Below are 16,574 nucleotides of genomic sequence, written 5' to 3' on the forward strand. Positions count from 1 at the left end.
GACGCCTGATTTAACAGGCCACAAAGCTGATGGGAGAGGACTGAATGAGCAATGACGGCGTGAATGCAGGCCGGCGTCGCTTCTTGGTAGCAGCCACATCCGTGGTGGGTGCTGCAGGAGCGGTGGGGGCTGCGGTCCCGTTCGTGGGGTCATGGTTTCCCAGTGCCAAGGCGAAAGCCGCAGGTGCACCGGTGAAAGTGAATGTCAGCAAAATCGAGCCAGGCCAGCAAATGATTGCTGAGTGGCGCGGCCAGCCGGTGTTCATCGTCCGCCGTACCGAGGAAATCCTGGGGAATCTGAAAAAGATTGAGGGCCAGCTGTCTGACCCCGCCTCCAAGAACTCGACGCAACCGACCTATGTCGACCCGCAGACGCGTTCGATCAAGCCAGAAGTCCTGCTGCTGATCGGTATCTGCACTCACCTGGGGTGCTCGCCGACCTTCCGTCCAGAAGTGGCACCTGCCGATCTGGGCAAGGATTGGGTCGGGGGCTACTTCTGCCCTTGCCACGGTTCCCACTACGATTTGGCTGGCCGCGTCTACAAGTCGCAACCCGCGCCTTTGAACCTGCCAGTTCCCCCGCATTCCTATGAGACCGATGACATCATTGTCGTTGGCGTCGATACGGAGAAAGCGTGATGAGCAAGTTCATGGATTGGGTTGATGCGCGCTTCCCCGCGACCAAAATGTGGGAAGACCATCTCAGCAAGTATTACGCCCCGAAGAACTTCAACTTCTTCTATTTCTTTGGCTCCCTGGCGCTGCTCGTTCTGGTCAACCAGATCGTTACCGGTGTCTGGCTGACCATGAGCTATACCCCGTCGGCGGAAGAAGCATTCGCTTCCGTCGAATACATCATGCGCGACGTCGAGTACGGCTCGATCCTGCGTCTGCTGCACTCCACTGGCGCTTCGGCGTTCTTCATCGTGGTTTATCTGCACATGTTCCGTGGCCTGCTCTACGGTTCGTACCAGAAGCCGCGTGAGCTGGTGTGGGTGTTCGGCATGCTGATCTACCTGGCGCTGATGGCTGAAGCCTTCATGGGTTACCTGCTGCCGTGGGGCCAGATGTCCTACTGGGGCGCCCAGGTGATCATCTCGCTGTTCGGTGCGATCCCGGTCATCGGAAACGACCTGACCCAGTGGATCCGTGGTGACTACCTGATTTCCGGTATTACCCTGAACCGTTTCTTCGCCTTGCATGTGGTTGCCTTGCCGATCGTGATCCTTGGCCTGGTGGTGCTGCACATTCTGGCGTTGCACGAAGTGGGTTCGAACAACCCGGACGGCGTGGACATCAAGAAACACAAAGACGAAAACGGCGTACCGCTGGACGGCATTGCTTTCCATCCGTACTACACCGTGAAAGATATCGTCGGCGTGGTGGTGTTCCTGTTCATCTTCTGTGCGATCGTGTTCTTCTTCCCGGAAATGGGCGGCTACTTCCTCGAGAAGCCGAACTTTGAAGTGGCGAACGCCTTCAAGACCCCTGAGCACATCGCTCCGGTCTGGTACTTCACGCCGTTCTACGCGATTCTGCGGGCAGTTCCGGACAAGCTCCTGGGTGTTGTTGCCATGGGTGCTTCGATTGCCTTGCTGTTCGTCCTGCCCTGGCTTGACCGTAGCCCGGTCAAGTCCATGCGCTACAAGGGCTGGCTGAGCAAGATCTGGCTCTGGGTATTCTGCATCTCCTTCGTGATTCTTGGCTGGCTGGGCGTCATGGCGCCTACCCCGGAACGTACGTTGCTGTCGCAGGTTTGTACCTTCCTGTACTTCGCCTACTTCATTCTGATGCCGTTCTACACCAGGCTCGAGAAGACCAAACCGGTTCCGGAAAGGGTGACTGGCTGATGAAAAAACTATTTGCTGTACTGATTCTTGCTGCTCTGCCAGCACTGTCCTTCGCGGCCGAACACGGCGGCCCAGAGCTGGAAAAAGTCGACATCGACGTTTCCGACAAGGCTGCCATGCAGGATGGCGCACGTACGTTCGCCAACTATTGCATGGGCTGCCACAGTGCCAAGTTCCAGCGCTACGAGCGTGTCGCCGATGACCTGGGCATTCCTCACGAGCTGATGCTCGAGAAGCTGGTGTTCACTGGCGCCAAGATCGGCGACCACATGAGCATCGGCATGCAGCCGGCTGACGCCAAGACCTGGTTTGGTGCGGCGCCACCCGACCTGACACTGGTGGCTCGCGTTCGTGGCACAGATTGGCTCTATGGCTACCTGCGTTCGTTCTATGAAGACCCGTCGCGTCCATGGGGCGTGAACAACAAGGTGTTCCCGAACGTCGGCATGCCTAACGTTCTGGTCGGCTTGCAGGGTCGCCAGGTGGTAGGCTGTAAACAGGTTCAAGTCGTCGATGACGGCAAGAAGCAGTTCGATCCGCTGACCGGCACCGCTTTGACTCATGAAGCCTGCGATCAACTGACCGTATTGCCGAAAACCGGCACGCTGACCGAAGAGCAGTTCAACGAGAAGGTCAAGAATCTGGTGACCTTCCTGGCCTACTCGGCCAACCCGGTGAAGCTGCAGCATCAGCGCATCGGTACCTATGTGTTGCTGTACCTGGCGTTCTTCTTCGTATTCGCTTACTTGCTCAAGCGTGAATACTGGAAAGACGTCCATTGATAACGTTGTAAGCCATTGCTGTTAATCGCACGCGCCCAGGGGCGTCTCTGAAGGTGTAACGAGTCTGGTGATCCAGGCGTTACGGGAGGCGCCCTCTGGGCGCGCGTGTTTTTCCGTTTTCGATAATTTCAACAAGCGAGGAGGACCGCCATGGGCGTGACCAATCGGTTGGCCTGTTACTCCGACCCCGCCGACCACTATTCCCACCGAGTGCGCATCGTACTTGCAGAGAAGGGTGTCAGCGCCGAGATCATTTACGTGGAGGCTGGTCGTCAGCCGCCTAAACTGATTGAAGTGAACCCTTACGGAAGCCTGCCCACCCTGGTCGATCGTGACTTGGCGTTGTGGGAGTCGACCGTGGTGATGGAATATCTGGATGAGCGTTACCCGCATCCGCCACTACTGCCGGTTTATCCTGTGGCGCGTGCCAACAGTCGCCTGCTGATTCATCGCATTCAGCGTGATTGGTGTGGCCTGGTGGATCTGATTCTGGATTCGCGGACCAAGGAAGCAGCTCGCGTGGTGGCTCGTAAAGAGCTGCGCGAAAGCCTGACAGGCGTGTCGCCGCTATTCGCCGACAAGCCGTTTTTCCTCAGTGAGGAACAAAGTCTGGTGGATTGCTGCCTACTACCAATACTCTGGCGATTGCCGATTTTGGGTATAGAACTGCCGCGGCCTGCCAAGCCGCTGCTTGATTACATGGAGCGCCAGTTTGCGCGTGAGGCTTTCCAGGCGAGTCTGTCTGGTGTCGAACGCGATATGCGCTAAGGCTTAAGGAGCCGCTATGAACTCCAGTCGACCTTATCTGGTCCGCGCGCTCTACGAGTGGATTGTGGACAACGATTGCACCCCGCACATGCTGGTCAATTCCGAGTATCCGTCGGTACAGGTGCCTCAGGGTTTTGCCAGTGACGGGCAGATTGTCCTGAACGTATCCCCGGCAGCCGTGCGTCATTTGCACATGGATAACGAGGCGGTCAGTTTCGAAGGGCGCTTCGGTGGCGTGCCGCACACCCTGTACGTGCCTATCGCGTCGATCCTGGGCATTTACGCTCGGGAGAACGGCCAGGGCATGGTGTTCGATATGGAATCGCCGCTAGAGGACGAGGAAGACATCGAGCCGGATGATGATATCCCGCCACCCGACAGCGAGCCACCGCGTCCCAGCGGTCGACCCAGTTTGAAGGTGGTGAAGTAATAAAAAAGGCGATCCGCAAGGATCGCCTTTTTTATTACTGTTGGAGCCAGGCTTGCCGGCGAAGGCGATCTCAAGGATGCCATCGCGTAAGCAAGTATCAGTCGATGTACTCAAACAGCTTCACAATCTTCTGCACGCCAGAAACGCCTTGCACCAGATTGGTCGCCTGCGCCGCTTCCTGCTTGGTCAGCAGGCCGAGCAGATAAACGATGCCGTTCTCGGTCACAACCTTGATGCGCGAGCCCGGGATGGAGGGGTCGGTGAGCATCTGAGTCTTGATCTTGGTGGTCAGCCAGGTGTCGTTCTGGCGTGCCAGCAGCGAGGAGGGCTGCAGCACTTGCAGTTCGTTGTGCACCTTCTTCACGCGCTGAACGGAGGCGGCGACCTGTTCGGCCTTGGCCTTGAGGTCGGCGCGCGGGGTTTGCCCGGCGAGCAACACAACACCGTTGAAGCTGGTTACGACGATGTGCGAATCGTTGTCCAGGGCCGGATCGGCCTTGGCGATGTTCACGCCGACCTTGGTGTCGATCAGAGAGTCGTCGATCTTGCTGCCGAAGGTGCGCGTACCGCGGTCATCTTCGATCGGCGCTTCACGGCTGGCGTTAACCACTGATGTGCAGCCGCTGATGCCGAGGCACAGGGTCAAGGCCAGAAGGCTTAGGCGATTAGGGGTCATTCTTCACTCCCGAACAGTTGGCTGTCGATCAGATCGCAAAGGCAATGGATCGCCAGCAGGTGGACTTCCTGAATACGTGCAGTGACATTGGCCGGTACGCGAATCTCGACGTCTTCAGGCAATAGCAGCGATGCCATGCCGCCGCCATCGCGACCCGTCAATGCTACGACAATCATTTCGCGATCATGTGCGGCCTGGATCGCTTGAATAATGTTCGCCGAGTTGCCGCTGGTGGAAATCGCCAGCAATACGTCGCCCGGCTGGCCGAGGGCGCGGATCTGTTTGGAGAAGATTTCGTTGTAGCTGTAATCGTTGGCAATCGAGGTGATCGTCGAGCTGTCGGTGGTCAGCGCAATGGCTGGCAGGCTCGGACGTTCACGCTCGAAGCGATTGAGCAGCTCGGACGAAAAGTGCTGTGCATCGCCGGCGGAGCCACCGTTGCCGCACGAAAGCATTTTGCCCTCGTTGAGCAGGGCGTTGACCATCACCTGGCTGGCTTGCTCGATGTGCGGTGCAAGTACGTCCATCGCCATTTGCTTGGTGTCGATACTGGCCTGAAAAAGCTGGCGAATTCGGGATTGCATGTCCATCTGTGTGACCTTAATTAGCGCGGCTACTTGGCACATGAATGTGCAGCCCGCAAAGCAAAGAGCAAAAGTGTTGGGTGTAGGTGTCCGGTTCGGGGCGCAAGCGATCAGCAGTCGAAGGCATTTTGCATCCAGTTCAACTGATCGAGGCTGCTGTCGATGGCAACCACGTCGAAGCGGCAGGGGGAATCGGCCCAACGCGACTCGCGCTGAAGAAAATACTGCGCGGCGAAAATCAGTTTCTGCCGTTTGCGCCCATCGATGCTATCGAGCGCGCCACCCCATTGGGTGTTTTTTCTGTAGCGGACTTCGACGAATACTACTGTATCGCCATCAAGCATGACCAGATCAAGCTCGCCGCGTTTACATAACCAGTTCTGCGCCAGCAGGCGCAGACCTTGTTGCTGAAGATGCTCGAGCGCATGGCGCTCGGCATCCTTACCGCTTTGCTGGCGTGACCTGTCGGGCATCAGTGCGAGGTGTCCGGCAGGCGTTGAACCTGACCGTTGACGAACTCTGCCCATGGCAACTGACGCACGACCCGTTGATTCTGAGTCATGCCCAGGCTGCCCGATTGACCTTCGATGCGGCTGTCCGGCAAGGCCTTGAGTTGCCCCAGGCGTGGTGCCAGGCGATAGGCGTCAACGCCCATCGCGTATAGACGGCCCAGGCTGCCAGCGGCTTGTGGCCATTGTGCGGTGACCTGTTTGCGCAGCGGGTCGTTGGCATCCAGCAGCCATGGGGTTTCGCAGAAGCGAATACCGTTCATGTCGTTGTACTGGTTCTGGTCGCCGCTGGCGCTGAACACGTGGGAGGTGGCGTAAACCGGCACGTCACCCGCGTACTGGAAGTTCAGGGTCGGTTTGATCTGTTGAGCCTGTTGCGGCGTCGCGGCCAGGAAGATGAACTCGATGTCCTGACGACGCGAAGGCTGTGCGGCTACCTGTGAGCCAACGGTGTTTTGCAGGCTCTTGGCGCGGCCTTCGCTCTGACGCAGCTGGAACATGTCGGCAATTTGCTGGGCCAGTTGCACCGGTTGGTCGACGCGCTCGGTCGCGACAATGCTGCCGCCGTTGGCTTGCCAATCCTGGCTGAATGCTCTGAGTACGCGGTCACCCCATTCGCCTTTCGGCACCATGATGGCGGCGCGATGCAGGCCATCGGCGCGCGCACGACGGGATACTTCGCGGGCTTCGTCTTCAGCGGCAAGGCCGAATTGGAACAGCTGGGCCGGACCTTGTTCGCCTTCGCTGTAGTTCAGCGCCAGGGTGGTGATCGGTAGTTGCGGGCGAGCGCTGAGCTGTTTGACCAGCGGTTTTTCCAGCGGCCCGACCACCAATTGCACGCCGTCGGCCTGGGCCTTGCGATAGAACTCGTCAAGGGAGGTCAGGCGCGAGCTGTCATAGAACTCGATGGCTGGCGGCTTCTGCCCGGCTTGTTGCGCCTGGTAGTGTGCGGCCATGAAACCTTCGCGCAATGCTTTGCCGACTGAGGCCAGCGGACCGTCTTGCGGCAGCAGCAGGGCAATCTTGCTCAGGGGCTGGCTGGCCAGATCCTTGAGTTTGGTCAATGGCAGCGGCAACTGGATGGCGGCCGGGTGCTTTGGATTGTTCGCGCGCCAGTTGTCGATCGCGGCTTGCTGCTGTTCCAGGGTGCCGGCTGTTTTCACTGCCCGGGCCAGGCTCAACCAGCCGCCGAGGTCGTCGTCGGTGGTCGGCTGCAATTGATCGGTCGGCAGTGAAGCGATCAGGGTCCAGATCGCTTCGTGGTTTTTGCTCGCAGCTTGATCGCTCAGCATGGGGGCGATGAAAATGCGCTCCCGTGCGGCGGCCAGGGTCTGGCCGTCGGCCTCAAGGGCGCGGGCATGGACGGTGCCGGTGCGAACCTGTTGTTCGGCTGGCAGTTCGCTCAGGCGTTGCAGGCTCGGATGGCTCAGGGCCGTCAGCGCCGCTTTGGGCTGATTGCGCGCCATGGCCAATTCAGCCGCCAGGGTGCTGGCGAAGACCTGTTGGCCAGGCTTGAGTTGTTCCATCGGTACTTGTTGCAGAATTTGCGCGGATTGGCCGGCATTGCCCTGACGATAAGCCAGGTCTGCCGCGCTCAAGCGCAGCAAGGCTGCCTTGTCCGGCGTTTTACTTTGAGTGGCCTGTTCGAGCAGTTGCTCGACACTGGCATCCGGGGTCCGTGGAAGTTCGCCAAGGCTGGAGGAGGGCGAGCTGGCGCAAGCCGCCAGCAAGGCAGCGAGGCAGAGGGCAGAGAACAGCCGCAGGCAAGCGATCATGTAAGTGTTCCTGATACTCGATCAAATAAGCGTGGAATTGTACCCAAGCGCTGGCCGGGGCGCGATGTTACTGGCGTGAATCGATCAATTTAGCTCATGCAAATGTTGCGACACTGCACAAAAGGCTGGAAAACCGAGGGTTGCTTGCAGGTATCGCGAATGTCGCTACGCGCTACAATGGCGGCTTTTACCGATCATGAGGTGTGCGCTTTGACTGCTCCAGGTGCTTTGAATTCCGCTGCTGGCTCGCTTTATGTGGTGGCGACGCCCATCGGCAACCTGGACGACCTCAGTGCGCGTGCGCTGAAGATCCTGCGCGAGGTTTCGTTGATTGCTGCCGAAGACACTCGCCATTCCCAGCGATTGATGCAGCACTTCGGTATCCCCACGCCGCTGGCGGCCTGCCATGAACACAACGAGAGGGATGAAGGCAGTCGCTTTATCACTCGCTTGCTCGCTGGCGACGATGTGGCATTGATCTCCGATGCCGGGACACCGCTGATTTCCGATCCGGGTTATCACCTGGTGCGTCAGGCCCGTGCCGCAGGGATCAATGTGGTGCCGGTTCCGGGGGCCTGTGCATTGATTGCGGCGCTCTCGGCGGCGGGGTTGCCATCGGACCGTTTCATCTTCGAAGGGTTTCTACCGGCCAAGGCTGTCGGCCGACGCGCTCGCCTGGAACTGATAAAAGAAGAGCCGCGCACGCTGATTTTTTATGAGGCTCCACACCGCATCCTTGAATGCCTGCAAGACATGGAGCTGGTATTCGGCGCCGATCGTCCGGCATTGCTGGCGCGCGAGTTGACCAAGACCTTCGAAACCCTTAAAGGCTTGCCGCTGGCCGAGCTGCGCGAGTTCGTCGAATCGGACAGCAACCAGCAGCGCGGCGAGTGCGTAGTGCTGGTCGCTGGCTGGTCTGCTCCCGAGACTGAGGACGCTGTCAGCAGCGAAGCCATGCGTATTCTCAATCTGCTGCTTGAAGAAATGCCGCTCAAGCGTGCGGCGGCATTGGCGGCGCAAATTACTGGCGAGCGCAAGAATGTGCTCTATCAGGTTGCGCTGGATAAGCAGAAGGGCGAGTAAAAAAGCGACGCGCAGCGCCGGCCAGAGGCTTTTAGAGCTTGTTCTTCGACCGCTCTGCCGTTAATCTTCGCGGCGGAGAGTCGATCGGACAGTCGCTGCCCTCTATGAAAATTAGGGGGGGGAGGAAAGTCCGGGCTCCATAGGGCGAAGTGCCAGGTAATGCCTGGGAGGCGTGAGCCTACGGAAAGTGCCACAGAAAATAACCGCCTAAGCGCTTCGGCGCCGGTAAGGGTGAAAAGGTGCGGTAAGAGCGCACCGCACGTCTGGCAACAGTTCGTGGCTAGGTAAACCCCACTTGGAGCAAGACCAAATAGGGTCCCAAGGCGTGGCCCGCGCTGGGACCGGGTAGGTTGCTAAAGATGTCCAGTGATGGCCATCGTAGACGAATGACTGTTCAAGACAGAACCCGGCTTACAGATCGACTCTCCACCTTTTTTTCTCTCTGCTTCAATCATTGGCAGCGATATGCGTAATGGCAGTTTCCCTCCCTGCTGAATCAATAGCAGAAGCGCTTTTGTAATACCGAAAAAATCTTACTCTTAACAAACTACTTTAACTTCTGAACGCAGCCTTCTGTGCTGATTCAAGTTATTGAACGAATTCATCCGCCAGATTCTCGTTTCCCCTCCTTTTACACTCCTAAATCTCCGTTCTGTAAGGCTTTTCCTTCTATCCGCGCCTTGACGGTGTGGTGGGCGCATTCCTATAGTGTGCGCAAGTGGCGGAAAGTGGCATGAAGTGGGTTTTTTGAGCGCAAAACGCTAATATTTGGAGAAACGCTGACGTGTTTCGCGGAGCTAACGCTATCAGTCTCGATGCAAAGGGCCGTCTCGCCATGCCGAGCCGGTACCGTGACGAGCTCGTTTCGCGTAGTTCCGGTCAATTAATCGTCACCATCGATGCCGTTGATCCGTGTTTGTGTGTTTATCCCCTCGATGAGTGGGAAATTATCGAAACCAAACTGCGTGCACTGCCTTCGCTTCGCGAAGAAAACCGCCGCCTGCAACGTTTACTGATTGGTAATGCCGTCGACCTCGAGCTCGATGGCAGTGGTCGTTTTCTGGTCCCGCCGCGTCTTCGCGAATATGCCAAGTTGGATAAGCGCGCAATGTTGGTAGGCCAACTGAACAAGTTCCAATTGTGGGACGAGGATGCCTGGAATGCGGTTTCTGCCGCTGACCTGGCTGCTATTCAACAACCGGGCGCCATGCCTGATGAACTGCGTGATTTGATCCTGTGACTATTGATAGCGGCTTTAACCACATCACCGTACTGCTTGACGAAGCCGTCGAGGCTCTCGCCGTACGTCCTGATGGCTGCTATTTGGACGGCACGTTCGGACGCGGCGGACATAGCCGGTTGATTCTCAGCAAGCTCGGGCCCGATGGTCGGTTGCTCGGGTTCGACAAAGATCCTCAAGCGATTGCCACCGGGCAAACGCTAGCGGCCGAAGACGGCCGCTTTGTCGTTGTACAGCGCAGCTTTGCCGAGCTCGGTTCGGAAGTCGCCGAACGCGGTCTGACCGGCAAGGTCAGCGGTGTTCTGCTTGACCTGGGCGTGTCTTCGCCTCAGCTCGACGACCCTGAGCGCGGCTTCAGTTTTCTCAACGACGGCCCGTTGGACATGCGAATGGACCCGTCCCGCGGGATCAGCGCCGCCGAGTTCGTCAATACCGCGCCGGTGGAGGAAATCGCCCGGGTGTTCAAGGAATACGGCGAAGAACGTTTCTCCGGCCGCATGGCGCGTGCCGTGGCCGAACGTCGCGACATCAAGCCGTTCGAGCGCACTGCCGATCTGGCAGAAGTGCTGAAAGTCGCCAACCCTGCATGGGAAAAGGGCAAGAACCCGGCCACCCGTGCATTCCAGGGGCTGCGTATTCACGTCAACAACGAGCTGGGCGATCTGGAAGCCGGTCTCGAAGCCGCTCTGGAGTGCCTGGAAGTCGGCGGTCGCCTGGTGGTGATCAGCTTCCACTCGCTGGAAGACCGCATCGTCAAACTGTTCATGCGTAAACTGGTGAAAGGCGAAGCCGACAACCTGCCGCGCAACTTGCCGGTCCGTCACGTCGCCTTCGAACCGAAAATCAAAGTCCATGGCAAAGCGCAGTCCGCCTCCGAGGCCGAACTCAAAGCCAACCCACGTTCCCGTAGCGCCATCATGCGCGTCGCGGAGAAACTGCGGTGAGCAAGCTTTTCGCCAAACCACTTCCCGGCGGAAGCTTTTTCATGCTGCTGCTGTTTATCGGTGTGCTCGTGTCGGCCATCGGCGTGTCCTATAGCGCGCACTGGAACCGTCAGCTGTTGAATTCGCTGTACAACGAATTGAGCGTGCGCGACAAGGCGCAGGCGGAGTGGGGCCGGTTGATTCTCGAACAAAGTACCTGGACCGCCCACAGCCGTATCGAAGTGTTGGCGACCGAACAACTGAAGATGCGCATTCCTGGCGCTGCTGAAGTGCAGATGGTGGCGCCATGATGAAACTCGAAGGTGCACTTTTCCCGTGGCGATTCCGTCTGGTGCTGGGCTTGCTCGGCATCATGGTGGTGGCGATTTCCTGGCGCATCATTGATCTGCAAGTGGTCGACCGTGACTTCCTTAAAGGTCAGGGCGACGCGCGCAGTGTTCGTCATATTCCAATCCCGGCTCACCGTGGTCTGATCACCGACCGTAACGGCGAGCCGTTGGCCGTGAGTACCCCGGTCACCACCCTGTGGGCCAACGCCAAGGAAATGCAGCTGGCCAAAGAGAAATGGCCGGCACTGGCGGCTGCCTTGGGGCAGGATCCCAAAGCCCTGGCCGAACGTCTCGAAGCCCAGGCCAACAAAGAATTCATCTACCTGGTGCGCGGGCTGACCCCTGAGCAGGGCCAGGCTGTGCTCGATCTGAAAGTGCCGGGCGTTTATGGCATCGAAGAGTTCCGGCGTTTCTACCCGGCGGGTGAAGTCACCGCCCACATGGTCGGCTTTACCGACATCGACGATCACGGACGCGAAGGCGTCGAGCTGGCCTACGACGAATGGCTGGCCGGGGTGCCCGGCAAGCGACAGGTCATCAAGGACCGGCGCGGCCGGCTGATCAAAGATGTCCAGGTCACCAAAAACGCCAAGGCCGGCAAGCCCTTGGCGTTGTCCATTGACCTGCGCCTGCAATACCTGGCCAACCGCGAACTGCGCAACGCGATCATCGAGAACGGCGCCAAGGCCGGTAGCCTGGTGATCATGGACGTGAAGACCGGCGAGATTCTCGCCATGGTCAACCAGCCGACCTACAACCCGAACAACCGTCGCAACCTGCAACCGGCGATGATGCGCAACCGCGCGATGATCGACGTGTTCGAGCCGGGTTCGACCATGAAAGCGATCTCCATGAGCGCCGCGATTGAAACCGGGCGCTGGAAACCGAGCGACACCGTTGAGGTGTACCCGGGCAGTTTGCAGATTGGTAAATACACCATCAAGGACGTATCCAAGACCGAAGGTCCGGTGCTCGACCTGACCGGTATCCTGATCAATTCCAGTAACGTCGGCATGAGTAAGGTCGCGTTCGATATCGGCGGCGAAACGATTTTCCGTCTGGCACAGAAAGTTGGCCTCGGCCAGGACACCGGCTTGGGTTTCCCGGGTGAGCGCGTCGGCAACCTGCCGAACTACCGCGAATGGCGCAAGGCTGAAACCGCCACGCTGTCCTACGGCTACGGTATTTCCGTGACCGCGATCCAGTTGGTCCACGCCTTCTCGGCCCTGGCTAACAATGGTCGCCTCGCGCCGTTGACCCTGATCAAAACCGACAAGGCGCCGCAAACCACTCAGGTGCTGCCGGAAGCCGTCGCGAAAACCATGCAAGGCATGCTGCAACAAGTGATCGAAGCCCCGCGCGGCGTATTCCGTGCGCAGGTGCCGGCGTATCACGTGGGCGGCAAGTCGGGTACTGCGCGTAAGACGTCGGTCGGAACCAAAGGCTACGCCGAGAACTCCTACCGCTCGCTGTTCGCCGGTTTCGGCCCGATGAGCGACCCGCGTTACGCGATCGTGGTGGTGATCGACGAACCGACCAAGGCCGGTTACTTCGGTGGTCTGGTATCGGCGCCGGTGTTCAGCAAAGTGATGTCCGGGACCTTGCGCCTGATGAACATCACCCCGGACAACCTGCCAGCCACTCAACAAGCGAACGCCGCACCGGTCGTTCCGCTGAAAGCTAATGGAGGGCGCGGCTGATGTCGCTGAGCCTGAACAAGATTTTCGCCCACGCCGGCCATGATCTATTGATCCGCGAATTGGCGCTGGACAGCCGTAACGTACGGGCAGGTGATTTGTTCCTTGCGGTCCCTGGTGGCAAGTTCGACGGTCGTGCGCACATCGCCGACGCCTTGCAGCGCGGTGCTGCCGCCGTGGCTTATGAAGTCGAAGGCGCGACCGTGCTGCCGATTACCGACGTGCCGCTGATTCCGGTCAAAGGCCTGGCGGCGCAGCTGTCGGATATCGCCGGGCGCTTTTACGGCGACCCGAGCCGTCACATGAACCTGATCGGCGTGACCGGCACCAACGGTAAAACCAGCGTGACCCAGTTGGTCGCGCAAGCCTTGGATTTGCTCGGTCAACACTGCGGTATCGTTGGCACTTTGGGCTCCGGTTTCCATGGCGCGCTGGAAAGCGGCTTGCACACCACGCCGAACCCGATTGCGCTGCAAGCAACCCTCGCCGACCTGAAAAAGGCCGGTGCCAAAGCCGTGGCCATGGAAGTCTCTTCCCATGGGCTGGATCAGGGCCGCGTAACCGCGCTGGCCTTCGATGTGGCGGTGATGACCAACCTGTCGCGCGATCATCTGGATTACCACGGCACCATGCAGGCCTATGGCGAAACCAAGGCCAAGTTGTTTGCCTGGAATGATCTGAAGTGCCGGGTGGTCAACCTCGACGACGATTTTGGCCGGCAACTGGCGGCTGATGAGGGTGAGTCGCGGTTGATCACTTACAGCCTGGAAGACTCCCGCGCTTACCTGTATTGCCGCGAAGCGCAGTTCAGTGACGAAGGCGTGCGCGCCACGCTGGTTACGCCGCAGGGCGAACACCATTTGCGCAGCACCTTGCTCGGCCGTTTCAACCTGAGCAACGTGTTGGCCGCGGTCGGTGCCTTGCTCGGTCTGGACTACACGCTGGACGAAATCCTCAACGTGCTGCCGAAACTCGAAGGCCCGGCCGGTCGCATGCAGCGTCTGGGCGGCGGCACTCAGCCGTTGGTGGTGGTCGATTACGCCCACACACCGGATGCGCTGGAAAAAGTCTTGATGGCCCTGCGTCCTCACGCCAAAGGCCGGTTGCTGTGCCTGTTCGGTTGCGGCGGTGATCGCGATCGCGGCAAGCGTCCGCTGATGGCTGAAGTGGTCGAGCGCCTGGCCGATGGTGTGCTGGTCACCGACGACAACCCGCGCACCGAAGACCCCGCCGCTATTTTCGACGACATCCGCGCCGGTTTCACCGCTGTGGATAAAGTCACCTTCGTCGCCGGTCGTGGCCAGGCGATTGCCCAGTTGATCGCCAGCGCTTCGGCGGATGACGTGATTGTCCTGGCCGGTAAAGGTCATGAGGACTATCAGGAAATCAACGGTGAGCGTCTCGCTTTCTCCGATCTGGTCGAGGCCGATCATGCCCTGACCGCGTGGGAGGTGGCCCATGCTTAAAGCCTTGAAACTGAGCGAACTGACCGGCGCACTGAATGCCCGTCTGATCTCCGTCGATGCCAGCTTCGATGGTGTCAGCATCGACAGCCGCGCGATCAAGCCCGGCCAGCTGTTTATTGCTCTGGCCGGTCCGCGTTTCGATGGCCATGACTACCTGAATGACGTCGCCGCCAAAGGCGCCGTGGGTGCACTGGTCGAGCGCGAAGTGGCCGACAGCTCGCTGCCGCAACTGCTGGTCAAGGACACCCGCCAGGCCCTCGGCCAGTTGGGTGCGATCAACCGTGCCGCGTTCACTCAGCCGGTCGCGGCCGTTACCGGCTCCAGCGGCAAGACCACGGTCAAGGAAATGCTGGCGAGCATCCTGCGCACACGCGGTCCGGTGCTGGCGACCCGTGGCAACCTGAACAATGACCTCGGTGCTCCGCTGACCCTGCTCGAACTGGCACCGGAACACACCGCCGCCGTGATCGAACTCGGCGCTTCGCGAATCGGCGAGATTGCCTACACCGTCGCCATGACCAAACCCCACGTGGCCATCATCAACAACGCCGGGACTGCCCACGTTGGTGAGTTCGGCGGGCCGGAAAAAATCGTCGAAGCCAAGGGCGAGATTCTCGAAGGGCTGGATGCCGATGGCATCGCCGTGCTGAATCTCGACGACAAGGCCTTCGACATCTGGAAGACCCGTGCCGCCGGTCGAAAAGTGCTGACTTTTGCCCTGAGCAACGTCAACGCCGATTTCCATGCCAGCGACCTGGATCGCGATGCCCGCGGTTGCCCGGCGTTCAACCTGCACAGCCCTGAAGGTGTGGAGCGGGTTCAGCTGAATCTGCTCGGCACCCATAACGTCGCCAATGCCATGGCCGCTGCCGCTGCCGCGCATGCTTTGGGTGTGTCGCTGTTCGGCATCGCCACCGGCCTTGGCGCGGTGCAACCGGTCAAGGGACGCACCGTCGCGCAACTGGCGCCTAACGGCATGCGCGTAATCGATGACACATACAACGCGAACCCCACCTCTATGTGCGCCGCCGTTGATATACTCGCCGGCTTTTCCGGCCGCACCGTTTTGGTGCTCGGGGATATCGGCGAGTTGGGCGCGTGGGCAGAGCAGGGGCACCGCGATGTGGGCGATTACGCCCGCGGCAAGGTTTCCGCGCTTTACGCCGTCGGGCCAATGATGGCTCACGCCGTGAACGCTTTCGGCGAGCAGGCCTTTCACTTCAGCACACAGGCTGAACTGATCAAGGCCCTGGAAGCCGAGCAGGACACAAACACTACCTTTTTGATCAAGGGCTCGCGCAGCGCTGCGATGGAAAACATCGTTGCCGCTTTGTGCGGGACCAGTCTGGAGAAACATTAATGCTGCTGCTGCTAGCGGAGTATCTGCAACAGTTCTACAAAGGCTTCGCGGTCTTTCAGTACCTGACCCTGCGCGGGATTCTCGGTGTACTGACCGCGCTGGTCTTGTCGCTGTGCTATGGCCCGTGGATGATCCGCACTCTGCAGAACCGTCAGATCGGTCAATCCGTTCGCAACGACGGCCCGCAATCGCACCTGTCGAAGTCGGGCACCCCGACCATGGGCGGCGCGCTGATTCTTTCCTCCATCGGCGTCAGCACCTTGCTTTGGGCTGACCTGACCAATCGTTACGTTTGGGTCGTGTTGTTGGTGACCCTGCTGTTCGGCGCCATCGGCTGGGTTGACGACTATCGCAAAGTCATCGAGAAAAACTCCCGCGGCCTTCCGAGCCGCTGGAAGTATTTCTGGCAGTCGGTGTTCGGCCTGGGCGCGGCGATCTTCCTTTATATGACTGCCGCGACGCCGGTGGAAACCACCCTGATCCTGCCGATGCTCAAGGACTACAGCATTCCGCTGGGCGCAGGTTTCATCGTCCTGACCTATTTCGTGATTGTCGGCTCGAGCAACGCGGTCAACCTGACCGACGGCCTCGACGGTCTGGCGATCATGCCCACCGTGATGGTCGGCGGCGGCCTGGGGATCTTCTGCTACCTGTCGGGTAACGTGAAGTTCGCCGAATACCTGCTGATTCCTTACGTACCGGGCGCGGGCGAGCTGATTGTGTTCTGCGGCGCCTTGATCGGTGCTGGCCTGGGCTTCCTCTGGTTCAACACCTATCCGGCACAAGTCTTCATGGGCGACGTTGGCGCGCTGGCGCTGGGTGCGGCCCTGGGCACCATCGCAGTGATCGTCCGTCAGGAAATCGTCCTGTTCATCATGGGCGGTGTGTTCGTGATGGAGACCCTGTCAGTCGTCATTCAGGTTGCCTCCTTTAAGCTGACCGGTCGCCGTGTGTTCCGCATGGCACCGATTCACCACCACTTTGAACTCAAGGGCTGGCCCGAGCCGCGCGTGATCGTCCGTTTCTGGATCATCACCGTGATTCTCGTGTTGATCGGCCTTGCCACCCTGAAGCTGAGGTAG

General features: G+C 59.4%; 17 protein-coding genes and 1 other RNA gene. 14 read left to right on the forward strand and 4 right to left on the reverse strand.

What is annotated here, in order from left to right; genetic code table 11:
- The first annotated feature begins 44 nt into the window (after positions 1-44).
- The 5 genes from petA to AC07VO_RS28975 all read left to right on the forward strand — a co-directional run bounded on the left by petA (position 45) and on the right by AC07VO_RS28975 (position 3,829).
- The gene (petA, locus tag AC07VO_RS28955) at positions 45-638 is read left to right on the forward strand and encodes a ubiquinol-cytochrome c reductase iron-sulfur subunit (RefSeq protein ID WP_007939825.1); all 594 of its coding nucleotides are present in this window, start codon (positions 45-47) and stop codon (positions 636-638) included.
- Positions 638-1,849 (forward strand): cytochrome b, encoded by a 1,212-nt coding sequence (locus AC07VO_RS28960; protein ID WP_018930119.1) that lies wholly within the window; start codon positions 638-640, stop codon positions 1,847-1,849. Before petA ends, AC07VO_RS28960 begins: the two co-directional genes overlap by 1 nt.
- Positions 1,849-2,631, forward strand: a complete 783-nt coding sequence (locus AC07VO_RS28965) for a cytochrome c1 (protein ID WP_018930120.1) — start codon at positions 1,849-1,851, stop codon at positions 2,629-2,631. The genes AC07VO_RS28960 and AC07VO_RS28965 overlap by 1 nt, the downstream gene beginning before the upstream one ends.
- Positions 2,632-2,781: 150 nt before the next feature.
- Positions 2,782-3,399 carry a glutathione S-transferase N-terminal domain-containing protein gene (locus AC07VO_RS28970; RefSeq protein WP_007939828.1) on the forward strand — a complete coding sequence of 206 codons (618 nt, stop codon included), beginning with the start codon at positions 2,782-2,784 and terminating at the stop codon, positions 3,397-3,399.
- Between the two features lie 16 nt (positions 3,400-3,415).
- A complete protein-coding gene (locus tag AC07VO_RS28975) occupies positions 3,416-3,829 on the forward strand; it encodes a ClpXP protease specificity-enhancing factor (RefSeq protein WP_064616201.1) in 414 nt (137 codons plus the stop codon).
- 97 nt (positions 3,830-3,926) lie between these two features.
- Here AC07VO_RS28975 and AC07VO_RS28980 read toward each other — a convergent pair whose 3' ends face one another.
- The 4 genes from AC07VO_RS28980 to AC07VO_RS28995 form a co-directional block, all read right to left on the reverse strand.
- Complete coding sequence (locus AC07VO_RS28980; RefSeq protein ID WP_018930122.1) at positions 3,927-4,505, reverse strand: BON domain-containing protein; 579 nt, start codon at positions 4,503-4,505, stop codon at positions 3,927-3,929.
- Positions 4,502-5,095 carry a phosphoheptose isomerase gene (locus AC07VO_RS28985; RefSeq protein WP_008025961.1) on the reverse strand — a complete coding sequence of 198 codons (594 nt, stop codon included), beginning with the start codon at positions 5,093-5,095 and terminating at the stop codon, positions 4,502-4,504. The genes AC07VO_RS28980 and AC07VO_RS28985 overlap by 4 nt, the downstream gene beginning before the upstream one ends.
- Before the next feature lie 104 nt (positions 5,096-5,199).
- Positions 5,200-5,562 (reverse strand): YraN family protein, encoded by a 363-nt coding sequence (locus AC07VO_RS28990; protein WP_018930123.1) that lies wholly within the window; start codon positions 5,560-5,562, stop codon positions 5,200-5,202.
- Positions 5,562-7,373, reverse strand: a complete 1,812-nt coding sequence (locus AC07VO_RS28995; protein ID WP_086946159.1) for a penicillin-binding protein activator — start codon at positions 7,371-7,373, stop codon at positions 5,562-5,564. The genes AC07VO_RS28990 and AC07VO_RS28995 overlap by 1 nt, the downstream gene beginning before the upstream one ends.
- Before the next feature lie 177 nt (positions 7,374-7,550).
- Between AC07VO_RS28995 and rsmI the strand changes: the two genes are divergently transcribed.
- The 9 genes from rsmI to mraY all read left to right on the forward strand — a co-directional run bounded on the left by rsmI (position 7,551) and on the right by mraY (position 16,574).
- The gene (gene rsmI / locus AC07VO_RS29000; protein WP_173861188.1) at positions 7,551-8,456 is read left to right on the forward strand and encodes a 16S rRNA (cytidine(1402)-2'-O)-methyltransferase; all 906 of its coding nucleotides are present in this window, start codon (positions 7,551-7,553) and stop codon (positions 8,454-8,456) included.
- 76 nt (positions 8,457-8,532) lie between these two features.
- Positions 8,533-8,886: RNase P RNA component class A (gene rnpB, locus AC07VO_RS29005), an RNA gene on the forward strand.
- A gap of 354 nt (positions 8,887-9,240) precedes the next feature.
- Positions 9,241-9,696, forward strand: a complete 456-nt coding sequence (gene mraZ / locus AC07VO_RS29010; RefSeq protein WP_003205355.1) for a division/cell wall cluster transcriptional repressor MraZ — start codon at positions 9,241-9,243, stop codon at positions 9,694-9,696.
- Positions 9,693-10,640, forward strand: a complete 948-nt coding sequence (rsmH, locus tag AC07VO_RS29015; RefSeq protein WP_370741162.1) for a 16S rRNA (cytosine(1402)-N(4))-methyltransferase RsmH — start codon at positions 9,693-9,695, stop codon at positions 10,638-10,640. Before mraZ ends, rsmH begins: the two co-directional genes overlap by 4 nt.
- Positions 10,637-10,930 (forward strand): cell division protein FtsL, encoded by a 294-nt coding sequence (gene ftsL, locus AC07VO_RS29020; protein ID WP_003205353.1) that lies wholly within the window; start codon positions 10,637-10,639, stop codon positions 10,928-10,930. The genes rsmH and ftsL overlap by 4 nt, the downstream gene beginning before the upstream one ends.
- Positions 10,930-12,669 carry a peptidoglycan D,D-transpeptidase FtsI family protein gene (locus tag AC07VO_RS29025; RefSeq protein WP_018930129.1) on the forward strand — a complete coding sequence of 580 codons (1,740 nt, stop codon included), beginning with the start codon at positions 10,930-10,932 and terminating at the stop codon, positions 12,667-12,669. Before ftsL ends, AC07VO_RS29025 begins: the two co-directional genes overlap by 1 nt.
- A complete protein-coding gene (locus AC07VO_RS29030) occupies positions 12,669-14,132 on the forward strand; it encodes a UDP-N-acetylmuramoyl-L-alanyl-D-glutamate--2,6-diaminopimelate ligase (RefSeq protein ID WP_086946158.1) in 1,464 nt (487 codons plus the stop codon). Before AC07VO_RS29025 ends, AC07VO_RS29030 begins: the two co-directional genes overlap by 1 nt.
- Positions 14,125-15,492: a UDP-N-acetylmuramoyl-tripeptide--D-alanyl-D-alanine ligase gene (locus AC07VO_RS29035; RefSeq protein ID WP_028939846.1), complete on the forward strand. Its 1,368-nt coding sequence runs from the start codon at positions 14,125-14,127 to the stop codon at positions 15,490-15,492. Before AC07VO_RS29030 ends, AC07VO_RS29035 begins: the two co-directional genes overlap by 8 nt.
- Positions 15,492-16,574, forward strand: a complete 1,083-nt coding sequence (mraY, locus tag AC07VO_RS29040; RefSeq protein ID WP_008016698.1) for a phospho-N-acetylmuramoyl-pentapeptide-transferase — start codon at positions 15,492-15,494, stop codon at positions 16,572-16,574. Before AC07VO_RS29035 ends, mraY begins: the two co-directional genes overlap by 1 nt.

This window comes from Pseudomonas sp. GW821-FHT03E01, assembly GCF_059420765.1.